Consider the following 20,805-nt stretch of genomic DNA (forward strand, 5'->3'; position numbering starts at 1 on the left):
GTTCACCCGGACACCCGACATCCGGACCCGTCGTGCGAGGGCGCGCCGTACGGAGTCAACGAAGTCAACGGAGTCACAGGAGACGCAGGAGATAGGAGTGGTCGTGGCCGGACAGGGCGCCAGGGCGACCCCCCGGGCCTCGGGCCCGCCGCCCGCCGCGGGCCTGGTGGCCGCGACGGCGCGGCAGCGGCAGTCCATGCGCGGGGTGCGCGTCGCCGTCCTGAACTTCCGCGAGCCGCTGCAGTCGGTGGCGGGCGGCGCCGAGGAGTACGCCTGGCAGGTCAGCCGCTACCTGATCGGGCAGGGAGCGTCGGTCACCTTCGTCACCTCCAGGGAGGCCGGGCAGTCCGCGGCCGAGGAGCGCGACGGCATCGCGCTGCGGCGGATGGGCAACCCCTTCCTCGTCTACCTGCTGGTCCCGCTCTGGCTGCTGTGGCGGCGCCGGAGCTTCGACGCCGTCATCGACTGCATGAACGGCATCCCCTTCTTCGCCCCCCTGGTCGTGAGACGGCGTACGGCGGTCGTCTCCCTGGTGCACCACGTGCACGACCGCCAGTTCCACGCCTTCTTCCCGCGCTGGCTGGCCCGGATCGGCTGCTTCGTGGAGGGGCCGGTCGCCCGGCTCGTCTACCGGCGCCGCGCGACCGTCACGGTCTCGGAGTCCTCCAGGAACGAGCTGCGCGAGCGGCTCGGCTGGCTCGCGCCGATCCAGGTCATCCCGAACGGCAGCCCGGTGGCCCGCCCGGTCGCGAACGTCGGGGACACGACGGGAGATCCCGCCGTGGTCTACCTCGGCAGGCTCGTGGGCCACAAGCGCGTCGAGCGGGTGGTGGACCTCGCCGGTGACCTCGCGGGGGCCTGGCCCGGCATCCACGTGCACGTGATCGGGCGCGGCGGCGAGCGGGAGCGGCTCGCCGCCCACGCGGCCCGCCGAGGACTGGAGGACCGGGTCCACCTGCACGGCTTCCTGCCCGAGGCCGCCAAGAACGCGATCCTGGGGGCGGCGCGGGTCAACGTCACCGCCTCGGAGTTCGAGGGCTGGGGGCTGACCGTGATCGAGGCCGCCGCGCTCGGCGTCCCGACGGTCGCCTTCGACGTCGCGGGACTGCGCGACTCGGTACGCGACGGTGTCACGGGCTGGCTGGTCAGGGAGGGGGAGGCGCTCGCCGACGTGGTGGACCGCGCGCTGCGGGAACTGTCGGACCCGGCCAGGCGCGAGGAGATCCAGCAGGCGTGCAGGCTCTGGGCCGCCGAGTTCACCTGGGGGAGAACGGGCGCTACGATGACCGGACTAATCACCACGGAACTATCTAAAAACGGTCGTCACCTCCATGTATCCGATCCCTGTCTCGCCACGGGTGAGACCGACCCGCCATAAGTGTCCGTGATCTCTGAGGCGTGGATCACCCGCCTGACCGCGCCTCCCGCCACGTTCGGAGCCTCCGACACCGGGCTGCGCCGCAGGCTCAGGTTGCTCGCGGGATGCCTCTTCCTCGCGGCCGTCGCCTTCAACATGGCGCCGGGCATGCTCATCGCCGAGACGAAGCTGGACATGCCGATCAACCCGATCGGCTTCCTGTCCCAGGCGCTGAACATGTGGGACCAGGACTATCTGGGACACCTGCAGAACCAGGCGTACGGCTACATCTTCCCGATGGGCCCCTTCTACACCCTGCTGATCAACGCGGGCATGCCCCCGTGGGTGGTGCAGCGGCTCTGGGTGACGCTGATCCTGTGCGTGGCCTTCGTCGGCGTCGCCCAGGTGGCGAGGGCGCTGCGGATCGGCGGGCAGCTCGCCGGGGTGCTGGCCGGTCTCGCCTACGCGCTCGCCCCGCACGCGCAGGCGCTCATGGGGTTCAACTCGGTGGAGTTCGCCCCCAGCGCCGTCCTGCCCTGGGTACTGCTCTTCCTCATCCGGGGAGCGCGGGGCGAGACGAGCCCGCGCAGGGCCGCCTGCCTGTCGGCGCTGGCGTTCCTGTGCGCGGGCGGCATCAACGCCGCCGCCGAGCTGGCCGTGCTCGTCGTACCGATGATCTACCTGCTGACCCGGGCGCGCGGCCCGCGCAAGCGGCGGCTGATCGCCTGGTGGCTCGCCGCGATCGCCGCGGTGTCGTTCTGGTGGCTCGTCCCCCTGGTGATGCTCGGCCGGTACGTCTTCTCCTTCATGCCTTTCACCGAGAACGCGTGGACGACCACGGTCGTGGGCTCGCTGACCAACGTGCTGCGCGGCATGAACAGCTGGGTGGCCTTCCTGCCGGTGGACGGCCGTCCCTTCCTGCCCGCCGCCTACGAGCACGCCACCACCCCCTGGCTCGTGCTGGTCACCGCGCTCGTCGCCGGGCTGGGACTGGCCGGGCTCACCCTCGCGCGCACGCCCGAGCGGGCCTTCCTGCTGCTCACCACGCTCGTGGGCGTCGCCATCCTCGTCGCGGGACACGCCGGGCCGCTCGCCGAACCCCTCAGGGCGCTGCTGGACGGCCCGCTCGCGCCGTTCCGCAACCTGCACAAGTTCAACGCGCTGGTACGGCTGCCGCTGGTGCTCGGGCTCGCCGCGCTCGTCTCGTACGTGGGGGCGCGCAGGGCCGTCGTCCGCCTCCCCGTCGCGGTGGCGGGGGCCGGGCTGGTCGGGCTCACCCTCGTCCCCGTCGCCGCCGCGGGCATCGCGCCGAGCGGCGCGTTCGCCGACGTCCCCGAGCACTGGCGGCAGGCGGCCTCCTGGCTGGACGACCGGGCCGACCAGGGCACCGTGCTGGTCCTGCCGGGAGCCCGGCGCGGCGAGTACACCTGGGGACGGCCGCTCGACGAGCCGTTCCAGCCGCTGCTGAAGAAGGCCCGCTGGGTGAGCAACACGATCGTGCCGTGGGGCACGGCCGGCTCCAACCGGCTCGTCAAGGCGATCGACGACCGCTTCGCCAACGGGCAGGGGTCGGAGGGGCTCACCCAGGCGCTGCGCCGGATGGGCGTGCGCTACCTGCTGATCCGCAACGACCTCGACAGGGTCGCCTTCGGCGACGCGTGGCCCGCCCGCGTGCACGAGGCGCTGGACCGTTCTCCCGGCCTGAACCGGGTGCGCGGCTTCGGGCCCACGGTCGGCTTCGAGGACTCCTCGACCGGCGCGGGCTGGCTCGACCAGCCGTACACGTCCCTGGAGATCTACGAGGTCGCCGGGGCCCGTCCCGTGGTCGGCACGGTCGCCGCGGAACGGCCGCTGCGGGTCTCCGGCGGCCCCGAGGCGCTGCTCACCATGGCCGAGGAGGGCGTCCTCGACGACGACCGGCCGGTGATCCTCGGCGACGACCCCGGCGCGGACGCGATCCCCGCCGCCGACACCGTCCTCACCGACACCATGCGGCGGCGCGAGCTGGTGGTGAGCGACCTGCGCAGGCCGTACGGCGAGACGATGACGCCCGACGAGCCCTACGAGGGCCGGGGGCCCGCCTACGACCTCACCGATCCGGCGTGGGCCGACCCCAAGACGGTCGCCGTCTTCACCGGGATCAAGGGCGTCACCGCCTCCTCCTCGCAGTCCAGGCTCGGCGTGACCCCCGGAACCCGCGACGGCGGGCAGCAGCCGTACGCCGCGGTGGACTTCGACCTGCGCACCGGCTGGCGCTCCACCGGCTGGAAGCCGCCCACCGAGCAGTGGCTGGAGGTCCGGTTCACCGAGCCGATCTCGGTGCCCTCGATGCAGGCCGTCTTCGAACGCTCGGAGAACGCGGTGACGGTCTCCGAGGTCATGGTGGAGACCGACACCGGCAGGGTGCGCACCAGGCTCGGCCTCACCTCGCTGTGGGAGAAGCTGAACGTCCCGCAGGGCAGGACGTCCCGGCTCCGGATCCGGGTCACCGGCGTCCTCCGCGACCCCAACCCCCGGGTCGGCATCACCGAGCTGTCCATCCCCGGGGTCCGCCCCGGGCGCACGCTCGTGGTGCCCGCCGAGGGGCCGGCCTCCTCGGCGGGCACCTCGGAACCGGGGCGGACGGTCGTGACCAGCCGGACGGACACCGCCCCCGGCTGCATGCTCGGCTCCTACGCCTGGACCTGCTCGGACAGGCTGCGCTTCGTGGGCGAGGACGGATACGCCTTCGACAGGTCGGTCCCCGTCGCCACCGGAAGGCGGGTGCTGGAGGGCAGGGCCGTGCTCACCGACCAGCGGGTGGCGGAGGCCCTGCTCATGCCCACCGGGAGCTTCCCGCGCGCCACCGCCTCCTCCACCGCGGGCGACATCCCGGCCACCGGCGCCTACGCGGCCTTCGACGACGACCGCAGGACCATCTGGTACGCCGGGGACAAGGACCTGGCGCCCTCGCTCTCCGCCGAACTGGGCAGGAAGGTGACCCTGTCGCGGCTGCGCGTCGACTTCCCCGACACCAGGCTGGGCGCCCCGCCGGTCCGGGTCACCATCGAGACCGACGGCGGCGTCCGGTACGCCTGGGCCTCGAAGGACGGGTGGATCCGCTTCGCGCCGATGAGGGCGAGCCGGGTGAAGCTCACCTTCGCGGCCCTCGGCTCCTGGCGGATGGAGGTGCTCGGGGTGGCCGTTCCGGGCGTCGCGCCGCTGCCCGCCCTGGACACGCAGCCGGTGAGGATGCCCTGCGGGTTCGGCCCGACGCTCACCGTGAACGGGGTCGAGACGCCCACCGAGATCCACAGCGGGACCCTGGGCGACCTGCTCAACGGCCGCCCGGTCGGCTACCGGGCCTGCGAGGCGGTGTGGTCCCAGGGCGGCACGCTGCGGGTGCGCGCCGCCGCGCTCCAGGGCTTCCGGGTGGATTCGATGGTCCTGCGCGCCACCGGAGGCGGGATCGGGAGCGCCAAGAGCACCGGTAGCACCGGGAGCGGGAGCGATGGGGGCGCCACGAGCACCGGAGCCGCCGGGAGCACCGGGAGGGCCGGGAGCGCCGGGGACGCGGCGGCGGTGACCCTGCGGCCGGTGGCCGTCGAGAGGTGGGACGCCGGGGAGCGCCGGGTCAGGGTCTCCACGACGGAGCCCTCCTACCTGGCGCTCGGCGAGAACTTCAACCGGGGCTGGCAGGCGTCGCTCGGCGGGCGCGTGCTGGAGCCGGCCCGGCTGGACGGCTGGCGGCAGGCGTGGCTGCTGCCCCCAGGGAGCGGGACCGTCGTGATGACGTACGCCCCCGACGGCCTCTACCGGACGTCGCTGATCGCGGGCTGGGCGCTGGTCGCGCTGGTCGTCGTGCTCGCCCTGGCCCGCCCCCGCCCGGCTGGGAGGCTTCCCGCGTCGCCGCCCGCGACGGTGCGGGCGGCCTGGCTGTGGCCGCTCGCCCCCGCGCTGGGCCTCCTGGCCGAGGGCTGGGCCGGTGCCGTGCTGACCGGTCTGGTGGCGGCGCTCGCCCTGTGGCTGCGGGGCGTCGCCGGGGCCGGGCACAGCGCGGGCGGCCCGCCGTACCGGATCGGCCGGGTGCTGCTCACGCCGTTCCCGGTGGCGGCGGCGCTCGGCGCGGCCGGTCTCGCGCTCGGCTACGGCGGGGACGCCGGAGCGGTGGCGGCGCAGTACCTGTGCCTGGTCGCGCTCGGCCTGCTGCTCGCCGCGGCGCGCGTGCCGCCGCCGCCCCGCTCGTGGCTGCCGGCCCGGGCACGGGCGCAGGACGGTCCCCTCCGACAGGACGGTCCCCTCCAACCCGCGGAGCGACGATGAACGACCAGAGGACGCGCGGCGTGCTGCTCCTGGTCGCCGGTGCCTTCCTGATCACGATGGCCGCGCTGGTCCGCCTCTACGTCTATCCCAGCGGCCTGCTGCTGCCCGCCGAGCAGGACCGGATCACCAAGCTGACCACCGAGTCCGGCTCCTACTTCGACACCGCCACGCTGCGCACGCACCGGGGCGTCCCCCTGGAGACGGTCGTGGCCAGGTACGGGGACACGGTCAGGTCCACGCCCGACGTCGCCGTGTGGACCGAGTTCGTCTCCCTCGCCACCCGCGACGGACAGCGCGTCGACTACCACGAGCGGCGCGCCGCCTTCGACCGCCGCACGGGGCTGGCGGTCAACTGCTGCGAGAACTACGTCGACGAGAACGCGAACCCCGCCCCGCGCGGGCTGGTGTTCCGCTGGCCCTTCGACGCCCGGCCGATCGCCTACCAGGTCTACGACCCGCTCGTCCGGCGCCCGGTGGCCGCCCGCTTCGAGGGGATCGAGACCCTGTACGGCGTCCGGGTCAACCGCTACGCGCAGCGCCTGGTCAACGAGCGGCTCGTCCAGCAGCCCATGGAGCTGCCCGGGTCGGTCCTCGGCCTGGGCGGCGGGAGGGCGTTCCCCGTCAACGCCTACCTCGAAGGGACCCGCACCTTCTGGGTGGAGCCGGAGAGCGGCATGGTGATCGGGTTCAGGGAGAACCTGGTCAAGACCCTGCGCACCCCCGACGGCCGGGGGCGGCTGGTCGCGCTCGCCGCCGACATGCGTACCAGCGCCGGGGACGAGCGGTGGAACGCCGGGGAGGCGGAGCAGTTCGGCCGCTGGACGACGCTCGTCAACCGGGTGGTCCCGCTGTCGTGCGCCGTACTCGGCGCGCTGCTGCTGGTGGCGGGCCTGCGGGTGCAGGCCCGCGCCCCTGTCCCCGCTCCCGCGAACGCCGAGGACGGTGACGGTCTTGGCAAGGACGGCGAGGACGGCCTCAGCGAGGACGGCGAGGACGGCGAGGACGCAGACGGTACGGATGGTTCCGGCCAGGAGGGCGGAAACCCGGACGGCTCTCCCGAGAAGGACGGCGGGGACGTGGACGGCCCTCGTGAGAAGGACGGCCCCCGTGAGAAGGACGGCCCCCGTGAGAAGGAGGGCGACGGGGATGAGGGCGGGGAGCGGGTCAGCGGCGGCGGAGGCGGTGGAGCCGCAGCGACGGAGCCTCGACCAGCCGGTGGCTGAGGTCGGCGAGCAGCACGGTGAACGCGGTGCACACCACCAGCGTCGTCAGCAGGCCGCCGGTGAAACTCTGCTGGCCGGTCAGCTCGTACCAGCCCACGATCACCACGAACTGCCACAGGAAGACGCCGTAGGAGATGCGGCCGAGATAGCGCATCGCCCGGTTGCCGAGCAGCGAGCGCAGCGGCGAGGGCTCGGAGGTCTGCAGGGCCACCGGGGCCAGCAGGGCCAGCACGAAGACCGTGTAGAGGGTCATCTCGAAGATGTCCGTCCACAGGTCCTGGATCTCGAAGAGGCGGCCCCCCGCGACGGGGCTGGCCGCGACGGCGTAGACGAGGGCGGCGATGATCCAGCAGGTCACCCACGACTCGCGCAGCCCCCGGGTCAGCCGCCGGACCGGGGCGTCCGGGTCGGTCTCGGCGTGCGCCCAGAGCGAGACGACCGCCAGCGCCATGCCCGTCGCGAAGTAGAGCATCGACCGGGGGAGCCAGAGCCCGAGTTCGGGCCGGTGCACCGGGAGGTGGCTGAAGATCGCCCAGAGGGGGGAGACCAGGGCGAGCGCGCAGACGCCGGTGAGCAGCAGCCGGGCCCTCGCCACCGGGTCCGCGCCGCGCCGGGCCAGGGCGCGCAGCGCGACGGCGATCAGCGGGAGGGCGAGGTAGAAGGTCATCTCGACCGAGAGGCTCCACATCTGCCCGAGCCCCGGCGGGCTCGCCCCGGCCCACCACGGGTCGGGGACGTAGTTCTGCACCAGCAGCAGGAAGGGCAGCCAGCTGACCGGGTCGGCCGCCCGCGGCCACGACCACAGCGACAGCGCGACGGCGACCACGAGCCAGTACGCGGGCAGGATGCGCAGCGCCCGCTTCCACAGGTAGTCGCCGACGCGAGGGGGAGTCGTGCCCTCCGTGCCCTCCGTGCCCTCCATGGCCTCCCTGGCCCAGGGCCGGTAGAGGAGGAAGCCGGAGAGCAGGAAGAAGATCGGCACCGCGATGTCGCCCCGGGAGAGCAGGGCGGGCAGGAACCCCTCCCGCAGGGAGGCGCCCGTCGTGCTCGCCACGTGGTATACCAGGACGCCGAAGGAGGCGACCGCGCGGACGCCGTCCATGGCGTCGAGATGCCCGCCGACCGCCGGGAGATCCCGTACGTCCCCGGCCGCCGGACCCCGGTGAACCGGCATAGAACCTGTTTCGGTCACTTTTTGGCATCCCTGGTGACGTAGATGATTCCCGGCACTAACATATCGCGAAATGGAACATGTTATAGGGCGATCCGGACACCTATACAGCGCACGGCCCCTGGAGGAGCGATGCGTCGCGTCATCGGTTTGGTGTTGATCGGAATCGGGGCATTCCTCATTGTTCTCGCACCGCTCGTGCGGTTCCAGGTGGCGCCCAGTCTCATCGCCGCCCCCGCCGACCAGTACGGCATCAGCAAGCTGGAGGCCGTCGACGCCCAGTACTTCAGTCCCGGGGACCTGAAGGTGATGACGGGCGACCTCGACATCACCGTCACCACCAGGGGCGACGTCGCCGCGGCCGAGGGCGACCGGGTCGTCTGGGAGGAGGCGATGGCGGTCAACGACGTCACCAACCAGAACCCCCTCATCAACTTCACCGAGCGCCGCAGCGCCTTCAACAAGTACACCGGCGAGGGCGTCAACTGCTGCAACGTCAACATCGACAAGACCCCCGTGCGGCTCCAGGGCCAGATCTACAAGTGGCCCTTCGACGTCGAGAAGAAGACGTACAGCGTGTTCAACTCGACCACCGGCAAGGCGTTCGACGCCAAGTTCGTCGGCGAGGAGCAGGTCGGGGGGCTCACGGTCTACCGGTTCGAGCAGTCCGTCCCGGCGACCAAGATCGACACCATCACCGCCCCGGCCTCCGTCCTCGGCATGGACGACCCCGGCGACGTGCAGGTGGACCGGATCTACGACGGCGTCAACACCTACTGGATCGAGCCGGTCACCGGCTCGCCGGTGCGGCAGGAGCAGCAGCGCCACGACGTGCTCAAGACCCAGGACGGGGTCGAGCGCTCGCTCGCCTTCGTCGCCACCGCGAAGATGACCCAGCAGACCCAGGACGACCTGGTCAAGAACGCGGTCGACGGCAGGAACACCATCACGCTGCTCAAGACCACGATCCCGGTGGCGCTCCTGGCGGGCGGCCTGATCCTGGTCGTCGTCGGCTTCCTCCTCATGAGGCGCCGCAGGGACGTCTGAGAGGCGTCGCCTTGGGGACGTCCGAGAGTCGGCCGAGCCTCTGACGGAACCACGGAGGGAGGCCGCGGGCACACGCCCGCGGCCTCCCTCTTTCGCGTTCCCCGGCGCGATACCACTGGAACGTGTTCCACCTTTTCCCTGCTTCATTACTCGCGAGTAGCTTAGGGTTGCGGCAAACGGAAATATTCGGGAATAGAACACGTTGCAGTTTGTTCCCGGCCGGTCGTAAAGTCGTGGTATGCGGACACGTGTTACCGACATGCTCGGGATAGAGTTGCCGATCTTCGCGTTCAGTCACTGCCGTGACGTCGTCGCCGAGGTCAGTCGCGCGGGGGGGATGGGCGTGCTCGGCGCCCTCTACTTCACCCCCGAGGAGCTCGAGATGGAGCTCAAGTGGATCGACGACCACGTCGACGGCAGGCCGTACGGCGTCGACGTGGTCATGCCCGCCTCGTACGCGGGCTCCGACCTCGGCGTCGACTCCCCAGAGGACCTCGTGGGGCGGCTCCAGGGGATGATCCCCCAGGGGCACCGGGAGTTCGTCGACGGCCTGCTCGCCTCCCACGGCGTGCCGCCGCTCTCGGCCGACGCGGACGCGGGGAAGGTGCTGCTCGGCTGGACCGACGCCACCGCCCGCCCGCAGGTCGAGGTGGCCCTGCGGCACCCGATCGCGCTGCTCGCCAACGCGCTGGGCCCGCCCCCCGCCGACGTGGTCGAGCAGGCCCACGCCAAGGGGGTGAAGGTCGCCGCGCTCGCCTCCACCCCCCGGCACGCGATCAAGCAGGTCGAGGTCGGCGTGGACATCGTGGTGGCCCAGGGCACCGAGGCGGGCGGGCACACCGGGGAGATCTCCACGATGGTCCTCATCCCGCAGGTCGTGGACGCCGTCGACGTCCCCGTACTCGCCGCGGGCGGCATCGGCGACGGCCGCCAGATGGCGGCCGGGCTCGCGCTCGGCGCCGAAGGGGTGTGGACGGGGTCGATCTGGCTCGCCGTGGAGGAGGCCGACACCTCCGAGGTGGTCAAGCAGCGCATCCTGGCGGCCACCTCGCGCGACACCGTGCGCTCGCGGTCGTGGACCGGCAAGCCCGCGCGGCTGCTCAAGAACGAGTGGACCGACGCCTGGGAGTCCCAGGAGTCGCCCGGCACGCTCCCGATGCCGCTGCAGTTCATGCTGATCTCCGAGGCGCTCCGCCGGATCGGCCGCTCCGACGCGACCGAGCTGGCGACCTTCCCCGCCGGGCAGATCATCGGCACGATGAACCAGGTCAGGTCCACCAGGGACGTCGTCTTCGGCATGATCGAGCAGTACGTCGAGGCAATGGAACGATTGGGCCGCATTACCAACGAGTAGGTAGCTCATACCTGGACGAATGGGCTAAGAACTCATCAGAGCCGATGAGTTTGGAGAACGATGGCGTCGCCCCAGGTCACCGACCGCGCCCCCGATCCTCTGGTGAGGGTTTCCCGGCCCCTCCCGGGGAGCCGGCGGGTGTTCGGCGTCGCGCTCGTCCTCGTCGCGGCCCAGCTGGTCTGGCGGGGCGTGGTCCTGCACCGGGGCGGCTTCTTCGGCGACGACCTCAACATGGTGGGCCGGGCCGCGGCCGAGCCGTTCGGACTCGACTACCTGTTCGGGGTCTACTCCGCGCACGTGATGCCGGTCGGGATGATCGCCAACAAGGTCGTCACCTCGCTCGGCGCGTACAACTGGACGGTGACCGCGGCGGCGCTGCTGCTCTTCCAGCTCGCCGCCTCGCTCGCCGTGTACCGCATGCTGCGCGTGCTGTTCGGGGCCCGCTGGGCGATCCTGGTGCCGTTCTCCCTCTACCTGTTCACGCCGCTCGCCCTGCCCGCCTTCTACTGGTGGGCGGCGGCGGTCCAGGCCCTGCCGCTGCAGATCGCCATCGCGATGGCGGTCGCCTCCCACGTGACGTTCCTGCGGTCGGGGCGGGGCGTGGACGCGGTCGTGACGGGACTGTGGTTCCTGTTCGGGCTCGGCTCCTTCCACCTCAAGGCCGTCTTCGCCATCCCCCTGCTGCTCGTCCTGGTAACGGTCCTGTACTTCCCGGTCCGCGAGCGCCTGCGTTCCCTGGCGGTCGTGTTCGGCGCGTACGCGGTCATGGCGGGCGCCTACTCGATCCTGTTCCTCCTGCAGCTCGACCGCCTGCACGGCCAGACCGTCGGGGCGCCCGCGTCCGAGGTGGCGGGCCGGGCGATGGCGCGGATGCTGGGCGTCACCCTCCCCGTGCTCGCGGCCGGGGGCCCGGGACCCTGGTGGTACAAGTTCTACGCGGTCCCGCCCCAGCTGATGATCGGCGCGGCCTGGCTGCTCGTCGCGGTGGTCGTCGCCGTCACCCTGTTCTTCCGGCGCGGGGCGTGGAAGGCGTGGCTGATCCTCACCGTCTATCCGCCCCTCCTCATGGTGCCGATCCTGGCCGGACGCTCCCTGGACCGCGCCCTGGGCGAGGAGGCCCGCTACCTCGCGGACGTGACCCCGGTGATCGCCCTCTGCCTGGCGCTCGCGATGCTCCCGCTGCTGGGCGAGACGCGCCCGTACCGCAGGCGGATCCCGGCCCGCGCCGCCGTCAGGACCGCCTGCGCGCTGCTGGCGGCCGGGGTCGCCGCCTGCTCCGTCTACTCCGCGCACAGATACGTGACCGGGACGGAGCCGGGGCGGGCCGAGATCCGCTCCTACCTCGCCTCGGTGCGGACCACGCTGGCCGCCGCCCCGCCGGGCAGCGACGTCTACCCCCAGCAGACCCCCTACGACCAGTTCGGCTTCGGGTACGGGGACGAGGGGCTCAGCAACCTCACCCTCAGCCCGCTGGCCCCGCCCGAGCTTGCCGCCCTCATGCGCAACCCCCGGCCGGCCGCCGCCCCGCTCGTGCTCGACCGCACCGGCCGCCGTCTCGTCCCCGCCCGCCTCACCGGCCCTTACGTCGCCGCCCCCGGCGGCTGCTTCCCCCAGCGGGGCGGCATGATCTCGGTCCCCCTCACGCACAAGGGCGGCATGGTCGTGCTCGGCCTGGACTACCGCTCCACCGCCCGGACGGCGGCCTACGTGCGCGTCGGGGAGCAGGAGACCGAGGTCGTCTTCGAACAGGGAACCGGCAGGATCCACATCCCCTTCACCGCCCCCGGCGCCTCCGTGCGGATGGAGATCCTCTCGGCCGACACCCAGGTCTGCGTCATCGGCGGCCTCTTCGGCGGCCCGGTCCCGCGCTAGGGGAGCGACGGAGGAGCGCCGGAGGGGCGTTGGAGGAGCAGGCCCGGAGTCCGGTCGGTGGTCATGGGCGATCGGTGACCAGGTGACGAGCCGGTCGGTGACCGGGTAGACGAGCCGGTCGGTGGTGCGGCCGCGCCAGAGCGCGGCGTCGCCCGCTTCTGTCGAGACGAGCACGACTTTCGTCGATTTGTGACATAAAGGTATGGGCAAGCTGCAGATCTTGCTTTAGATTACGGCGAAGAGCGGCATTACCCCCTTCAGTGTCACAACAAATCAGACCCCGGCATCCGCCATTCGATCGACCGTATCGGCGGTGCCGCACACCCCCCACGCCGCGCTGAACGCGGCAACTTCACCGAGATGGGACTGGCCATGCGGAAATTACCCCTGTTATCCGTCTCACTGCTCACCGCGCTCTCATGGCTCGTCGTACCTGCTCAAGCGCACGCGGCGGTGCCGCCGCAGGAGCCGGGCGTCACCCTGCGCGCCTATGACGTCCAGGTCGAACTGTCCAAGCTCTGCACGCTCAAGCCCGGTCAGACGCCCAACGTGGACAAGCTGATGCCCACGATCGACTGGACCTCCGACGCGGACTTCGGCCTGACCGACATGTTCGTCACCGAGGCCATCGGCAACATCTCCATCGCCACCGCGGGCGCGTACGAGTTCCGGCTCACCAGCGACGACGGCTCCCGGCTGCGCATCGACGACACCGTCGTGATCACCAACGACGGGCGGCACGGGGCGATCGCCGTGGACGGCACGATCACCCTGACCACCGGCTACCACGCGCTGCGCGTCGACCACTTCGAGCACCTGTACGGCCAGCGGCTCAAGCTGGAGTGGAAGCCCCCCGGCTCCTCGGGGTTCACCCTCGTACCGAACTCGGTGCTGAGCACGGACGCGGACGTGGTGCGGGTCACCGCCCCCGGGCGCAAGGAGTGCGAGAGCGGCGCCGACTCTCCGGGCGACGGGCTGCCGCTGCAGTCGGTGCACCCCGACTTCACGCTCACCGACCTGCGGCCGGAGGGTTTCCAGCCGCAGGTGACCGCGATGGACTGGCTGCCCGACGGCCGGTTGGCGATCGCCACGTGGGGCGGCTCGAATAACAAGCTCGGCGAGGTCTACCTGCTCGACAACGTCACGGGCAAGACCTCGGCCGCGCAGGTGACCACCAAGAAGATCGCCAGTGGGCTCCAGGAGCCCATGGGCATCAAGTACGTGGACGGCAAGCTCTACGTGTCGGAGAAGTCCCGGCTGGTGGAGCTGAACGACACCAATGGCGACGATGTCGCCGACAACCTCAGGACCGTGGCGAGCTGGCCGTTCGGCGGCAACTTCCACGAGTTCGCGTTCGGGATGCTCTACCGTGACGGCCACTTCTACATCAACCTCTCCGTCGCCATCAACTACGGCGGTGCCACCACCGACCCGCAGCCGGCGCGGAACAGGGGCACGACCATCAAGGTCGACAAGGCCACCGGCGCGGTCGAGTACATCGCCGGCGGTCTGCGCACGCCCAACGGGCTCGGCTGGGGTCCGAACGACGATCTGTTCGTCATGGACAACCAGGGCGGCTGGCTGCCCGCCTCGAAACTGGTGCACGTCAAGCAGGACCGGTTCTTCAACCACTACACCAACCCTGACGGCCCGTTCGACAACAACCCGGTGAGCGAGCCCGTACTCTGGCTGCCGCACAACGAGATCGCCAACTCCCCCAGCACGCCACTGCTCATGAAGCAGGGCAGGTTCGCGGGGCAGATGTTGTTCGGCGACGTCACCTACGGCGGGATCCAGCGCGGCTTCCTGGAGAAGGTCAACGGCGAGTACCAGGGCGCGGTCTTCCGCCTCACCCAGGGCCTTGAGGCGGGGGTCAACCGGATCAGCCTGGGGCCCGACGGCGCCATCTACGCCGGAGGTCTCGGCGCCGGCGGAAACTGGGGCCAGGAGGGCAAGCTCACCTACGGGCTGCAGAAGCTGACCCCCAGCGGCGACAAGGCCTTCGACATCCTCAAGATGCGCGCGATCGAGGGCGGCTTCGAGCTGGAGTACACCCAGCCGCTGTCGGCCGAGACCGCCGCGTCGCTGGCGGCCAGGTACCAGGCCACCCAGTGGCGGTACGCCGCGGCCTCCACCTACGGCGGCCCCAAGGTGGACGAGGAGCCGCTGACCGTCACCTCCGCGGACCTGAGCTCCGACGGGAAGAAGGTCACGCTGAAGATCGCGGGTCTCAAGGCGGGCCGCGTGGTGTACCTGCGGTCGCCGCGCCCGTTCGGCTCGGCGTCGGGGCAGCCGCTGTGGAGCACCGAGGCCTGGTACACGCTCAACACCTTGGTCAACGGCCCGGAGACGGACACCCTGTACGAGGCGGAGAGCGCCTCGCACAGCGGCGGCGCGAAGATGAACACCGACCATCTGGGCTACTCGGGAAGCGGCTTCGTCGACGGCATCCAGACCGAGGGAGCGGCCACGCAGTTCGCCGTGCGCGTGCCCAGGGAGGGCACGTACCACGTGGGCCTGCGCTACTCCAACGGCCCGAACCCCGCGCCCGGCACCAAATCCATGAGCGTGTACGTCAACGGGACCAAGGTCAGGCAGGTGCCGCTGCCCACCACGGAGACCTGGGACCTGTGGGCCACCCGGGTCGAACCGCTCACCTTGCGGGAAGGCGCCAACACCATCGCCTACAGGTTCGACAGCGGCGACAAGGGCAACGTCAACCTGGACTCCATCACCGTGGCCGCGCAGCGGGTGTTCGAGGCGGAGAACGCCACGCTGGGCGGTGGCGCGAAGGCGAACCAGAACCACGAGGGCTACACCTACAAGGGCTTCGTCGACGGCTACTGGAACGAGGGCGCGAGCACGTCGTTCTCCGTCTGGTCGGACTCGACCGGCCCGCACAACGTGGGGCTCCGCTACGCGGCCGACACCGGCAGGTCGGTGAGCGTGTACGTCAACGGCGAGAAGGTCAGGCGGGTGCGGCTGGCCGCCACCGGCGGCTGGGACGCCTGGGCCGTCCAGACGGAGGCGCTCAACCTGACCCGGGGCACGAACACGATCGCCTACAAGTACGACTCGGGCGACACGGGCAACGTCAACCTCGACCACATCTCCGTGTCGAGGGCGGAGCGGATCACGCTGTTCGACGGGACCAGCCTGGCGGCGTGGGAGAAGCGGGCCGGCGGGACGGCCACCTGGCCGATCGCGAACGGCGCCGTGGAGTCCTACGGCGGCGACATCCGTACCCGGCGGACGTTCGGCGACTTCAAGCTCCACGCCGAGTGGTACGAGCCGGACTACCCGCCGGATGTGACCGGGCAGCAGCGCGGCAACAGCGGCATCTTCCTCCAGGAACGCTACGAGGTCCAGGTCCTGGAGTCGTTCGGTGACACCACACTCGCCGCCAACGAGGCGGGCGCGATCTACAACAAGCGCGCGCCCGACCGCAACATGGCCACCGCCTCGGGAACGTGGCAGACCTACGACATCACCTTCCGCGCGGCCCGCTACACCAGCGCGGGAGTGAAGACCGACAACGCGCGGGTCACGGTCGTCTGGAACGGCGTGGTGGTGCACAACGACGTGGCCATCGACGGCGGCACGGGCGACCACATCCCGGAGAGCGCGGCGTCGGGCGGGATCCGTCTTCAGGACCACGGCGACGCCGGCGCGAACCCCCGTTTCCGCAACGTGTGGATCGAACCCGTCTCCTGACCCGCTGATCCCCTGATCCTGCTGATCCTGCTGACCTCATGGCCCGGCAGGCCGTCCCGCCCTCCACGCGTGGCCGGCCTGCCGGGCCATGAGCGTGCCGCTCCCGGCCGCCGCCCGGGCTACGGCACCTGCCCGGCCAGCTCCCGGACGCCCTTGAGGAGCCTGTCCACGTCGGACTCGTCGGTGTAGGGCGCGATCCCGGCCCGGATCGCCCCGGTGTCGCCGAGACCCAGGCGGCGGGAGCACTCCAGCGCGTAGAAGCTGCTCGCGGGCGCGTTGACGCCGCGTTCGGCCAGGAAGCGGTAGGCGTCGGCCGGCCTGACCCGGTCGACGGAGAAAAGCGTCGTGGGGGTGCGGCGGCGCGACGCCGCGCCGTAGAAGGTCACCCCGTCGATCTCGGCCAGCCCGGCCTCGAGCCGGTCGAGCATCACCCTCTCGTGCTCCTCCAGCGCGGCCATCGAACCGGTCAGGCGTTCGCGCCGGGTCCCCTCACCGGGCACGAGACCGGCGAGGAAGTCGACCGCCGCCGTCGTACCGGCGAGCAGCTCGTACGGCAGCGTGCCCAGCTCGAAGCGTTCGGGCACCGCGTCGCTGGAGGGGAGCAGCTTGTCGGGGCGGACGGTCTCCAGCAGGCCGGGGTCGGCGGCGAGCACGCCCAGGTGCGGCCCGAGGAACTTGTACGGCGAGCAGGCGTAGAAGTCGGCGCCCAGCCGCCCGACGTCGACCAGGCTGTGCGGCGTCAGGTGCACGCCGTCGACGTAGAGCAGCGCCCCGGCCCCGTGCACCCGCTCGGCGATCGCCGGGACGTCCGGGCGGGTGCCCAGCAGGTTCGACGCGGCCGTGACGGCCACCAGCCTCGTGCGCTCGGTGAGCAGGCTCGCGATCGCGTCGACGGCCAGCTCGCCGCTCTCCGGGTCGAAGTCGGCCCGGCGCACCGTGGCCCCGCGCGCCTCGGCGGCCTGCGTCCAGGGCCGGATGTTCGCGTCGTGGTCCAGCGTGGTGACCACGACCTCGTCACCGGGGCCCCACTCCTTGGCGAGCGCGCGGGACATGTCGTAGGTGAGCTGCGTCATGCTCCGGCCGAACACGACGCCGCCCGGTGTGGCGCCGAGCAGGTCGGCCATCGCCCGGCGCGCCTCGGTCACGATCCCGTCGGCCCGCCGCTCGGCGGCGGTCTCGGCCCCCCGGTTGGAGACCGCGGCCCGCAGCGCCCCGGCCACGGCCTCCGCGACCGCCTCGGGCACCTGCGAGCCCCCCGGCCCGTCGAAGTGCGCCGCACCCTCGTGCAACGCGGGAAAACACGCCCGTACAGCCGCTACGTCGTATGCCACGAATTCTCCAGAGTTACGGTGATCATCGGCTTGGCCCGAGTGGTTCCCTGGGGCGGACCTTCAGAGTACGAGGAGGAAGTCACGGCCTGATCTGTCGGTGCTGGGCGTACGCCGTGGCTGTTCCCCTTCTGGCCGTCCAACAGGTTCACCCCGCTGAAGCGACGCCTTCCGGCTCCCAGGGCGGGCCGTTCCCGGACCAGGCTCGGGGCTGGGGCCGTACCGCGGACTCGCGGTGCCAGGACGAGGGGCGCACCACAGCACGCCACTCTGTTCGGGAAATTACCCGTTTCCGCTGCCAGCGGAGATGTATTATTTCCCGAACATGTGAAAGGTGGGAGGTCATGCCGACATCACCGCGGCCCCCGAGCGAGACGGATGTTCTGCGAGCAGGGATGGGCGCCCTGGCCGACCGGCTGCCCGCTGGATGGGTGGCGCGGCAACCGGAAGGCAGGACGGGCATTGATCGTGAGGGCGACGCGCTTCTGGACGCGCTTCTGACGGTGACGGCGCCGGACGGAGCTTCGGTCACTTTGGTGATGGAGGTCAAAACTCTGGTGGAGGGACGCGACATCGCCGCGATACGAGAGCGGCTGACGCACTTCACGCACGAGATTCCCGGCAGTCGCGGTGTGGTGGTCGCCAGATACCTGTCGGCACCGGTGCGCAAGCGCCTCTCCGACGCGGGTCTTTCCTATGTCGACGCGACGGGGAACATGCTTTTGAACGTGCCCAGGCCCGGACTGTACGTCGCGGACCGGGGGGCCGATCGTGACCCGTGGCGAGGCCCCGGCAGGCCGCGGGGGTCCCTGAAGGGTGCTCCTGCCGCGAAGACCGTGCGCGCACTGCTCGATTACGACAGGTCATGGACGGTTCGCGGGCTGGTCGACGTCACCGGTGCTTCCATCGGGGCGACCTATCGGGTGATCGAGTTCCTGGAGAGTGAGGACCTGGCGACACGAGACGCCTCGGGCATGGTGACCGTGCCTGACTGGAGTGCGCTGCTGCGTCGTTGGAGCGGTGACTACGGGTTCGTCAGGAGCAACCGCGTCACGCGGTGGATAGCGCCGAGAGGCCTGCCGGATCTGGTGAGGCGCGCCGCGGGCAGCCCCGTCGAGTACGCGGTGACAGGGACCCTGGCCGCTTCCGAGTGGGCCGCCTACGCGCCCGCACGCTCAGCGATGATCTATACGGCAGATGCCGACCAGGCCGCGCGACTGTGGGATCTTCGTTCCGCCGACGCCGGAGCGAACGTGATGTTGGCAGAACCTGACATAGACATTGTCTTTACCCGCACCCTTGCCACTGATTCCGATCTCACGATCGCGGCACCCGCCCAGGTCGCCGTCGACCTGATGACCGGACCTGGACGCAGCCCATCCGAAGCCGAGGAGCTTCTCAAATGGATGACCCAGCATGAATCCTTCTGGCGACGATAAAGACGACCTTCTCATCAGGTCTCGTCGCGCTCTCCTTGACGCCTTGGGGGCACTGGACGCTCACCGGGACGCGGTGATCGTGATCGGCGCGCAGGCGATTTACCTGCGCACCGCGGGAAGTCCCGTCGCGCTCGCCGAAACGACCAAGGACAGTGATCTCGCGCTGGACCCCAGAAGGCTCGACGACGATCCGCTCGTGGAGAAATCCATGAGCAGCGCGGGCTTCCACCGTGACCCCGTCGATGGGCAGCCTGGTGCGTGGCTGAATCCTGAGGGGATTCCCGTCGACCTGATGGTGCCCGAAGCCTTGGCCGGGCCGGGTTCGAAAGACAGGCGCGGAGCTCGCATACCACCGCACGATCGCAGGACGGCACGCCGGGCACGCGGTCTCGAAGCCTGCCTTGTCGACAACACGATCATGAGGGTCGGCGCTCTTGACGAGACCGACGCCCGCACATATCCGGTCAGAGTGGCAGGACCGGCGGCGCTGCTGGTCGCCAAGCTCCACAAGATCGCTGAACGCGCCACCGTTCCACATCGACTGAACGACAAGGACGCCCACGACGTATACCGGATTCTGATCGACGTCGACACGGCCGAGTTGGCCTCGGCTTTTGGGACTCTGTGCCAAGACTCCGTCAGCAGCGAGACAACGAACCAGGCGGTCGAGTATCTGACCGGCCTGTTCGCGTCTGGGCCGGGTGCGCTCGGCGCGAGCATGGCCGGACGCGCCGAGGAGGGGATCGGCGAACCTGAAACCGTCGCCTTGTCGGCGTCCCTTCTGGCTGCTGATCTCGTTCAGGCATTCAGGCAGGGCTGAGGCTCGGTCACGGCGCGTCGTTCGGAGATGGTCCCGGTGGTACGCAGGACGTTTCTGACACATAGTTCCGGGAGGTGGCCCGGTGCCGCGCCACGCGGGAAGAGTGCGAGGGATCATTCGCCCCGGTAGACGGCCGGGCGCTTCTCGCGGAAGGCCCGGGAGCCCTCCTTGGCGTCCTCCGAGCCGATGACCGGCCAGCCGATGGCGTCGGAGACCTTCAGGGCCTCGGCCTCGGGCAGGCCCAGGGTCTCGCGGTAGGCGCGGAGGATGGCCTGGACGGCGAGGGGGCCGCACTCGGCGATCTGGGCGGCGATCTCCAGGGCGGTCGTCAGCGCCTCGCCGTCGGGGACGACCCGGTTGACCAGGCCCATGGCCAGCGCCTCCCGGGCGGTGACGGCGCGGCCGGTGAGCAGGATGTCCATGGCGAAGGCGTACGGGATCTGGCGGGGCAGGCGGATCGCGGAGCCGCCCATGGGGAAGAGGGCGCGGCGGGCCTCGAACAGGCCGAGGGTGGCGGACTCGGCGACCACCCGCATGTCGGTGCCGACGAGCAGTTCGGTGCCTCCGGCCACGGCGTACCCCTCGACCGCGCAGACGATCGGCTTCGTCGGCAGCGCGCCGGAGTCGCGGAGCAGGCCCTTCCAGTGGAAGTCGGGGATGGCCGCGGCCCGCTCCCTGACCCGGGCGTCCTGCGACGGGCTGCCCATCGCCTTCAGGTCGGCGCCCGCGCAGAACGTCCCGTGCGCGCCGGTCAGCACGGCGACGCGGACCCCGGGCTCCTCCGAGACGTACGCCCAGGCGTCGGCCAGGCCGACCAGCATGTCGGTGGAGAGCGCGTTCCTCGCCTCGGGCCGGTCCATGGTGACGACCACGACGTGACCGTCACGCTCGACCCGGCAGTGCGGTGTGCTGATCGGCAGGAGTTCCACGGGACGACCTCCGTTGGTTCAACCAGGTGCCTGGTGGGAAATTCTGGACGCGTGTCGGCTCCCGCGCGGTTTGGCGGCCCCGGGGGCCGTTCGCTCCCGCGCGGGGTGGGAGCGGGGTTCCGGCACCGCCGGGCGAGGCGCCTCCCGGGGTGCCGATCCTGCATTGAACGGGTGGGGCCCGTGCTGAGTCAAGCGCTTGCTAGGCGTACCTCGCGGAGTTAGTCTGCCCATGCGTACAAGAACAGATTC

Annotated in this window: 12 protein-coding genes; 9 read left to right on the forward strand and 3 right to left on the reverse strand. The window is 71.0% G+C overall.

Translation table 11 applies throughout. The features are described 5' to 3' along the window. The first annotated feature begins 103 nt into the window (after positions 1-103). From ACFFRH_RS07805 to pgfA (ACFFRH_RS07815), 3 genes are read left to right on the forward strand one after another with little or no spacing between them, the layout of a single operon-like run. Entirely contained in the window at positions 104-1,378 is a 1,275-nt protein-coding gene (locus ACFFRH_RS07805) for a glycosyltransferase family 4 protein (protein ID WP_386155291.1), read from the forward strand. Beyond that, positions 1,379-5,659, forward strand: a complete 4,281-nt coding sequence (locus ACFFRH_RS07810; protein ID WP_386155293.1) for an alpha-(1->3)-arabinofuranosyltransferase domain-containing protein — start codon at positions 1,379-1,381, stop codon at positions 5,657-5,659. After that, on the forward strand, positions 5,656-6,882 hold the full coding sequence (gene pgfA, locus ACFFRH_RS07815) for a cell envelope lipid trafficking protein PgfA (protein ID WP_344745260.1): 1,227 nt from the start codon (positions 5,656-5,658) through the stop codon (positions 6,880-6,882). The genes ACFFRH_RS07810 and pgfA (ACFFRH_RS07815) overlap by 4 nt, the downstream gene beginning before the upstream one ends. On the opposite strand, the gene ACFFRH_RS07820 is transcribed toward pgfA (ACFFRH_RS07815), so the two are convergent. After that, positions 6,824-8,056, reverse strand: coding sequence for an acyltransferase family protein (locus ACFFRH_RS07820; protein ID WP_344745261.1), 1,233 nt, complete (start codon positions 8,054-8,056; stop codon positions 6,824-6,826). The genes pgfA (ACFFRH_RS07815) and ACFFRH_RS07820 overlap by 59 nt on opposite strands. 150 nt (positions 8,057-8,206) lie before the next feature. Between ACFFRH_RS07820 and pgfA (ACFFRH_RS07825) the strand changes: the two genes are divergently transcribed. From pgfA (ACFFRH_RS07825) to ACFFRH_RS07840, 4 genes are all read left to right on the forward strand, one after another. Then, complete coding sequence (gene pgfA / locus ACFFRH_RS07825; RefSeq protein WP_386155296.1) at positions 8,207-9,100, forward strand: cell envelope lipid trafficking protein PgfA; 894 nt, start codon at positions 8,207-8,209, stop codon at positions 9,098-9,100. Between the two features lie 238 nt (positions 9,101-9,338). Further along, positions 9,339-10,454 (forward strand): NAD(P)H-dependent flavin oxidoreductase, encoded by a 1,116-nt coding sequence (locus tag ACFFRH_RS07830; protein WP_344745263.1) that lies wholly within the window; start codon positions 9,339-9,341, stop codon positions 10,452-10,454. Positions 10,455-10,592: 138 nt separating this feature from the next. Next, entirely contained in the window at positions 10,593-12,326 is a 1,734-nt protein-coding gene (locus tag ACFFRH_RS07835) for a hypothetical protein (RefSeq protein WP_386155298.1), read from the forward strand. A gap of 372 nt (positions 12,327-12,698) precedes the next feature. Beyond that, complete coding sequence (locus ACFFRH_RS07840) at positions 12,699-16,040, forward strand: 3-keto-alpha-glucoside-1,2-lyase-like domain-containing protein (RefSeq protein ID WP_344745265.1); 3,342 nt, start codon at positions 12,699-12,701, stop codon at positions 16,038-16,040. A 119-nt stretch (positions 16,041-16,159) separates the two neighbouring features. Here the strand turns inward: ACFFRH_RS07840 and ACFFRH_RS07845 are convergent, their stop codons facing one another. Then, complete coding sequence (locus ACFFRH_RS07845) at positions 16,160-17,371, reverse strand: cysteine desulfurase-like protein (protein WP_344745266.1); 1,212 nt, start codon at positions 17,369-17,371, stop codon at positions 16,160-16,162. Positions 17,372-17,763: 392 nt separating this feature from the next. Between ACFFRH_RS07845 and ACFFRH_RS07850 the strand changes: the two genes are divergently transcribed. Together ACFFRH_RS07850 and ACFFRH_RS07855 are read left to right on the forward strand one after the other, a co-directional pair. Further along, entirely contained in the window at positions 17,764-18,807 is a 1,044-nt protein-coding gene (locus ACFFRH_RS07850; protein ID WP_344745267.1) for a hypothetical protein, read from the forward strand. After that, entirely contained in the window at positions 18,785-19,627 is an 843-nt protein-coding gene (locus tag ACFFRH_RS07855; protein WP_344745269.1) for a hypothetical protein, read from the forward strand. Before ACFFRH_RS07850 ends, ACFFRH_RS07855 begins: the two co-directional genes overlap by 23 nt. A gap of 113 nt (positions 19,628-19,740) precedes the next feature. On the opposite strand, the gene ACFFRH_RS07860 is transcribed toward ACFFRH_RS07855, so the two are convergent. Then, entirely contained in the window at positions 19,741-20,556 is an 816-nt protein-coding gene (locus ACFFRH_RS07860) for a crotonase/enoyl-CoA hydratase family protein (RefSeq protein ID WP_344745270.1), read from the reverse strand. Positions 20,557-20,805: the final 249 nt, after the last annotated feature.

This window comes from Streptosporangium vulgare (genome assembly GCF_042428775.1).
GTDB lineage: Bacteria > Actinomycetota > Actinomycetes > Streptosporangiales > Streptosporangiaceae > Streptosporangium > Streptosporangium vulgare.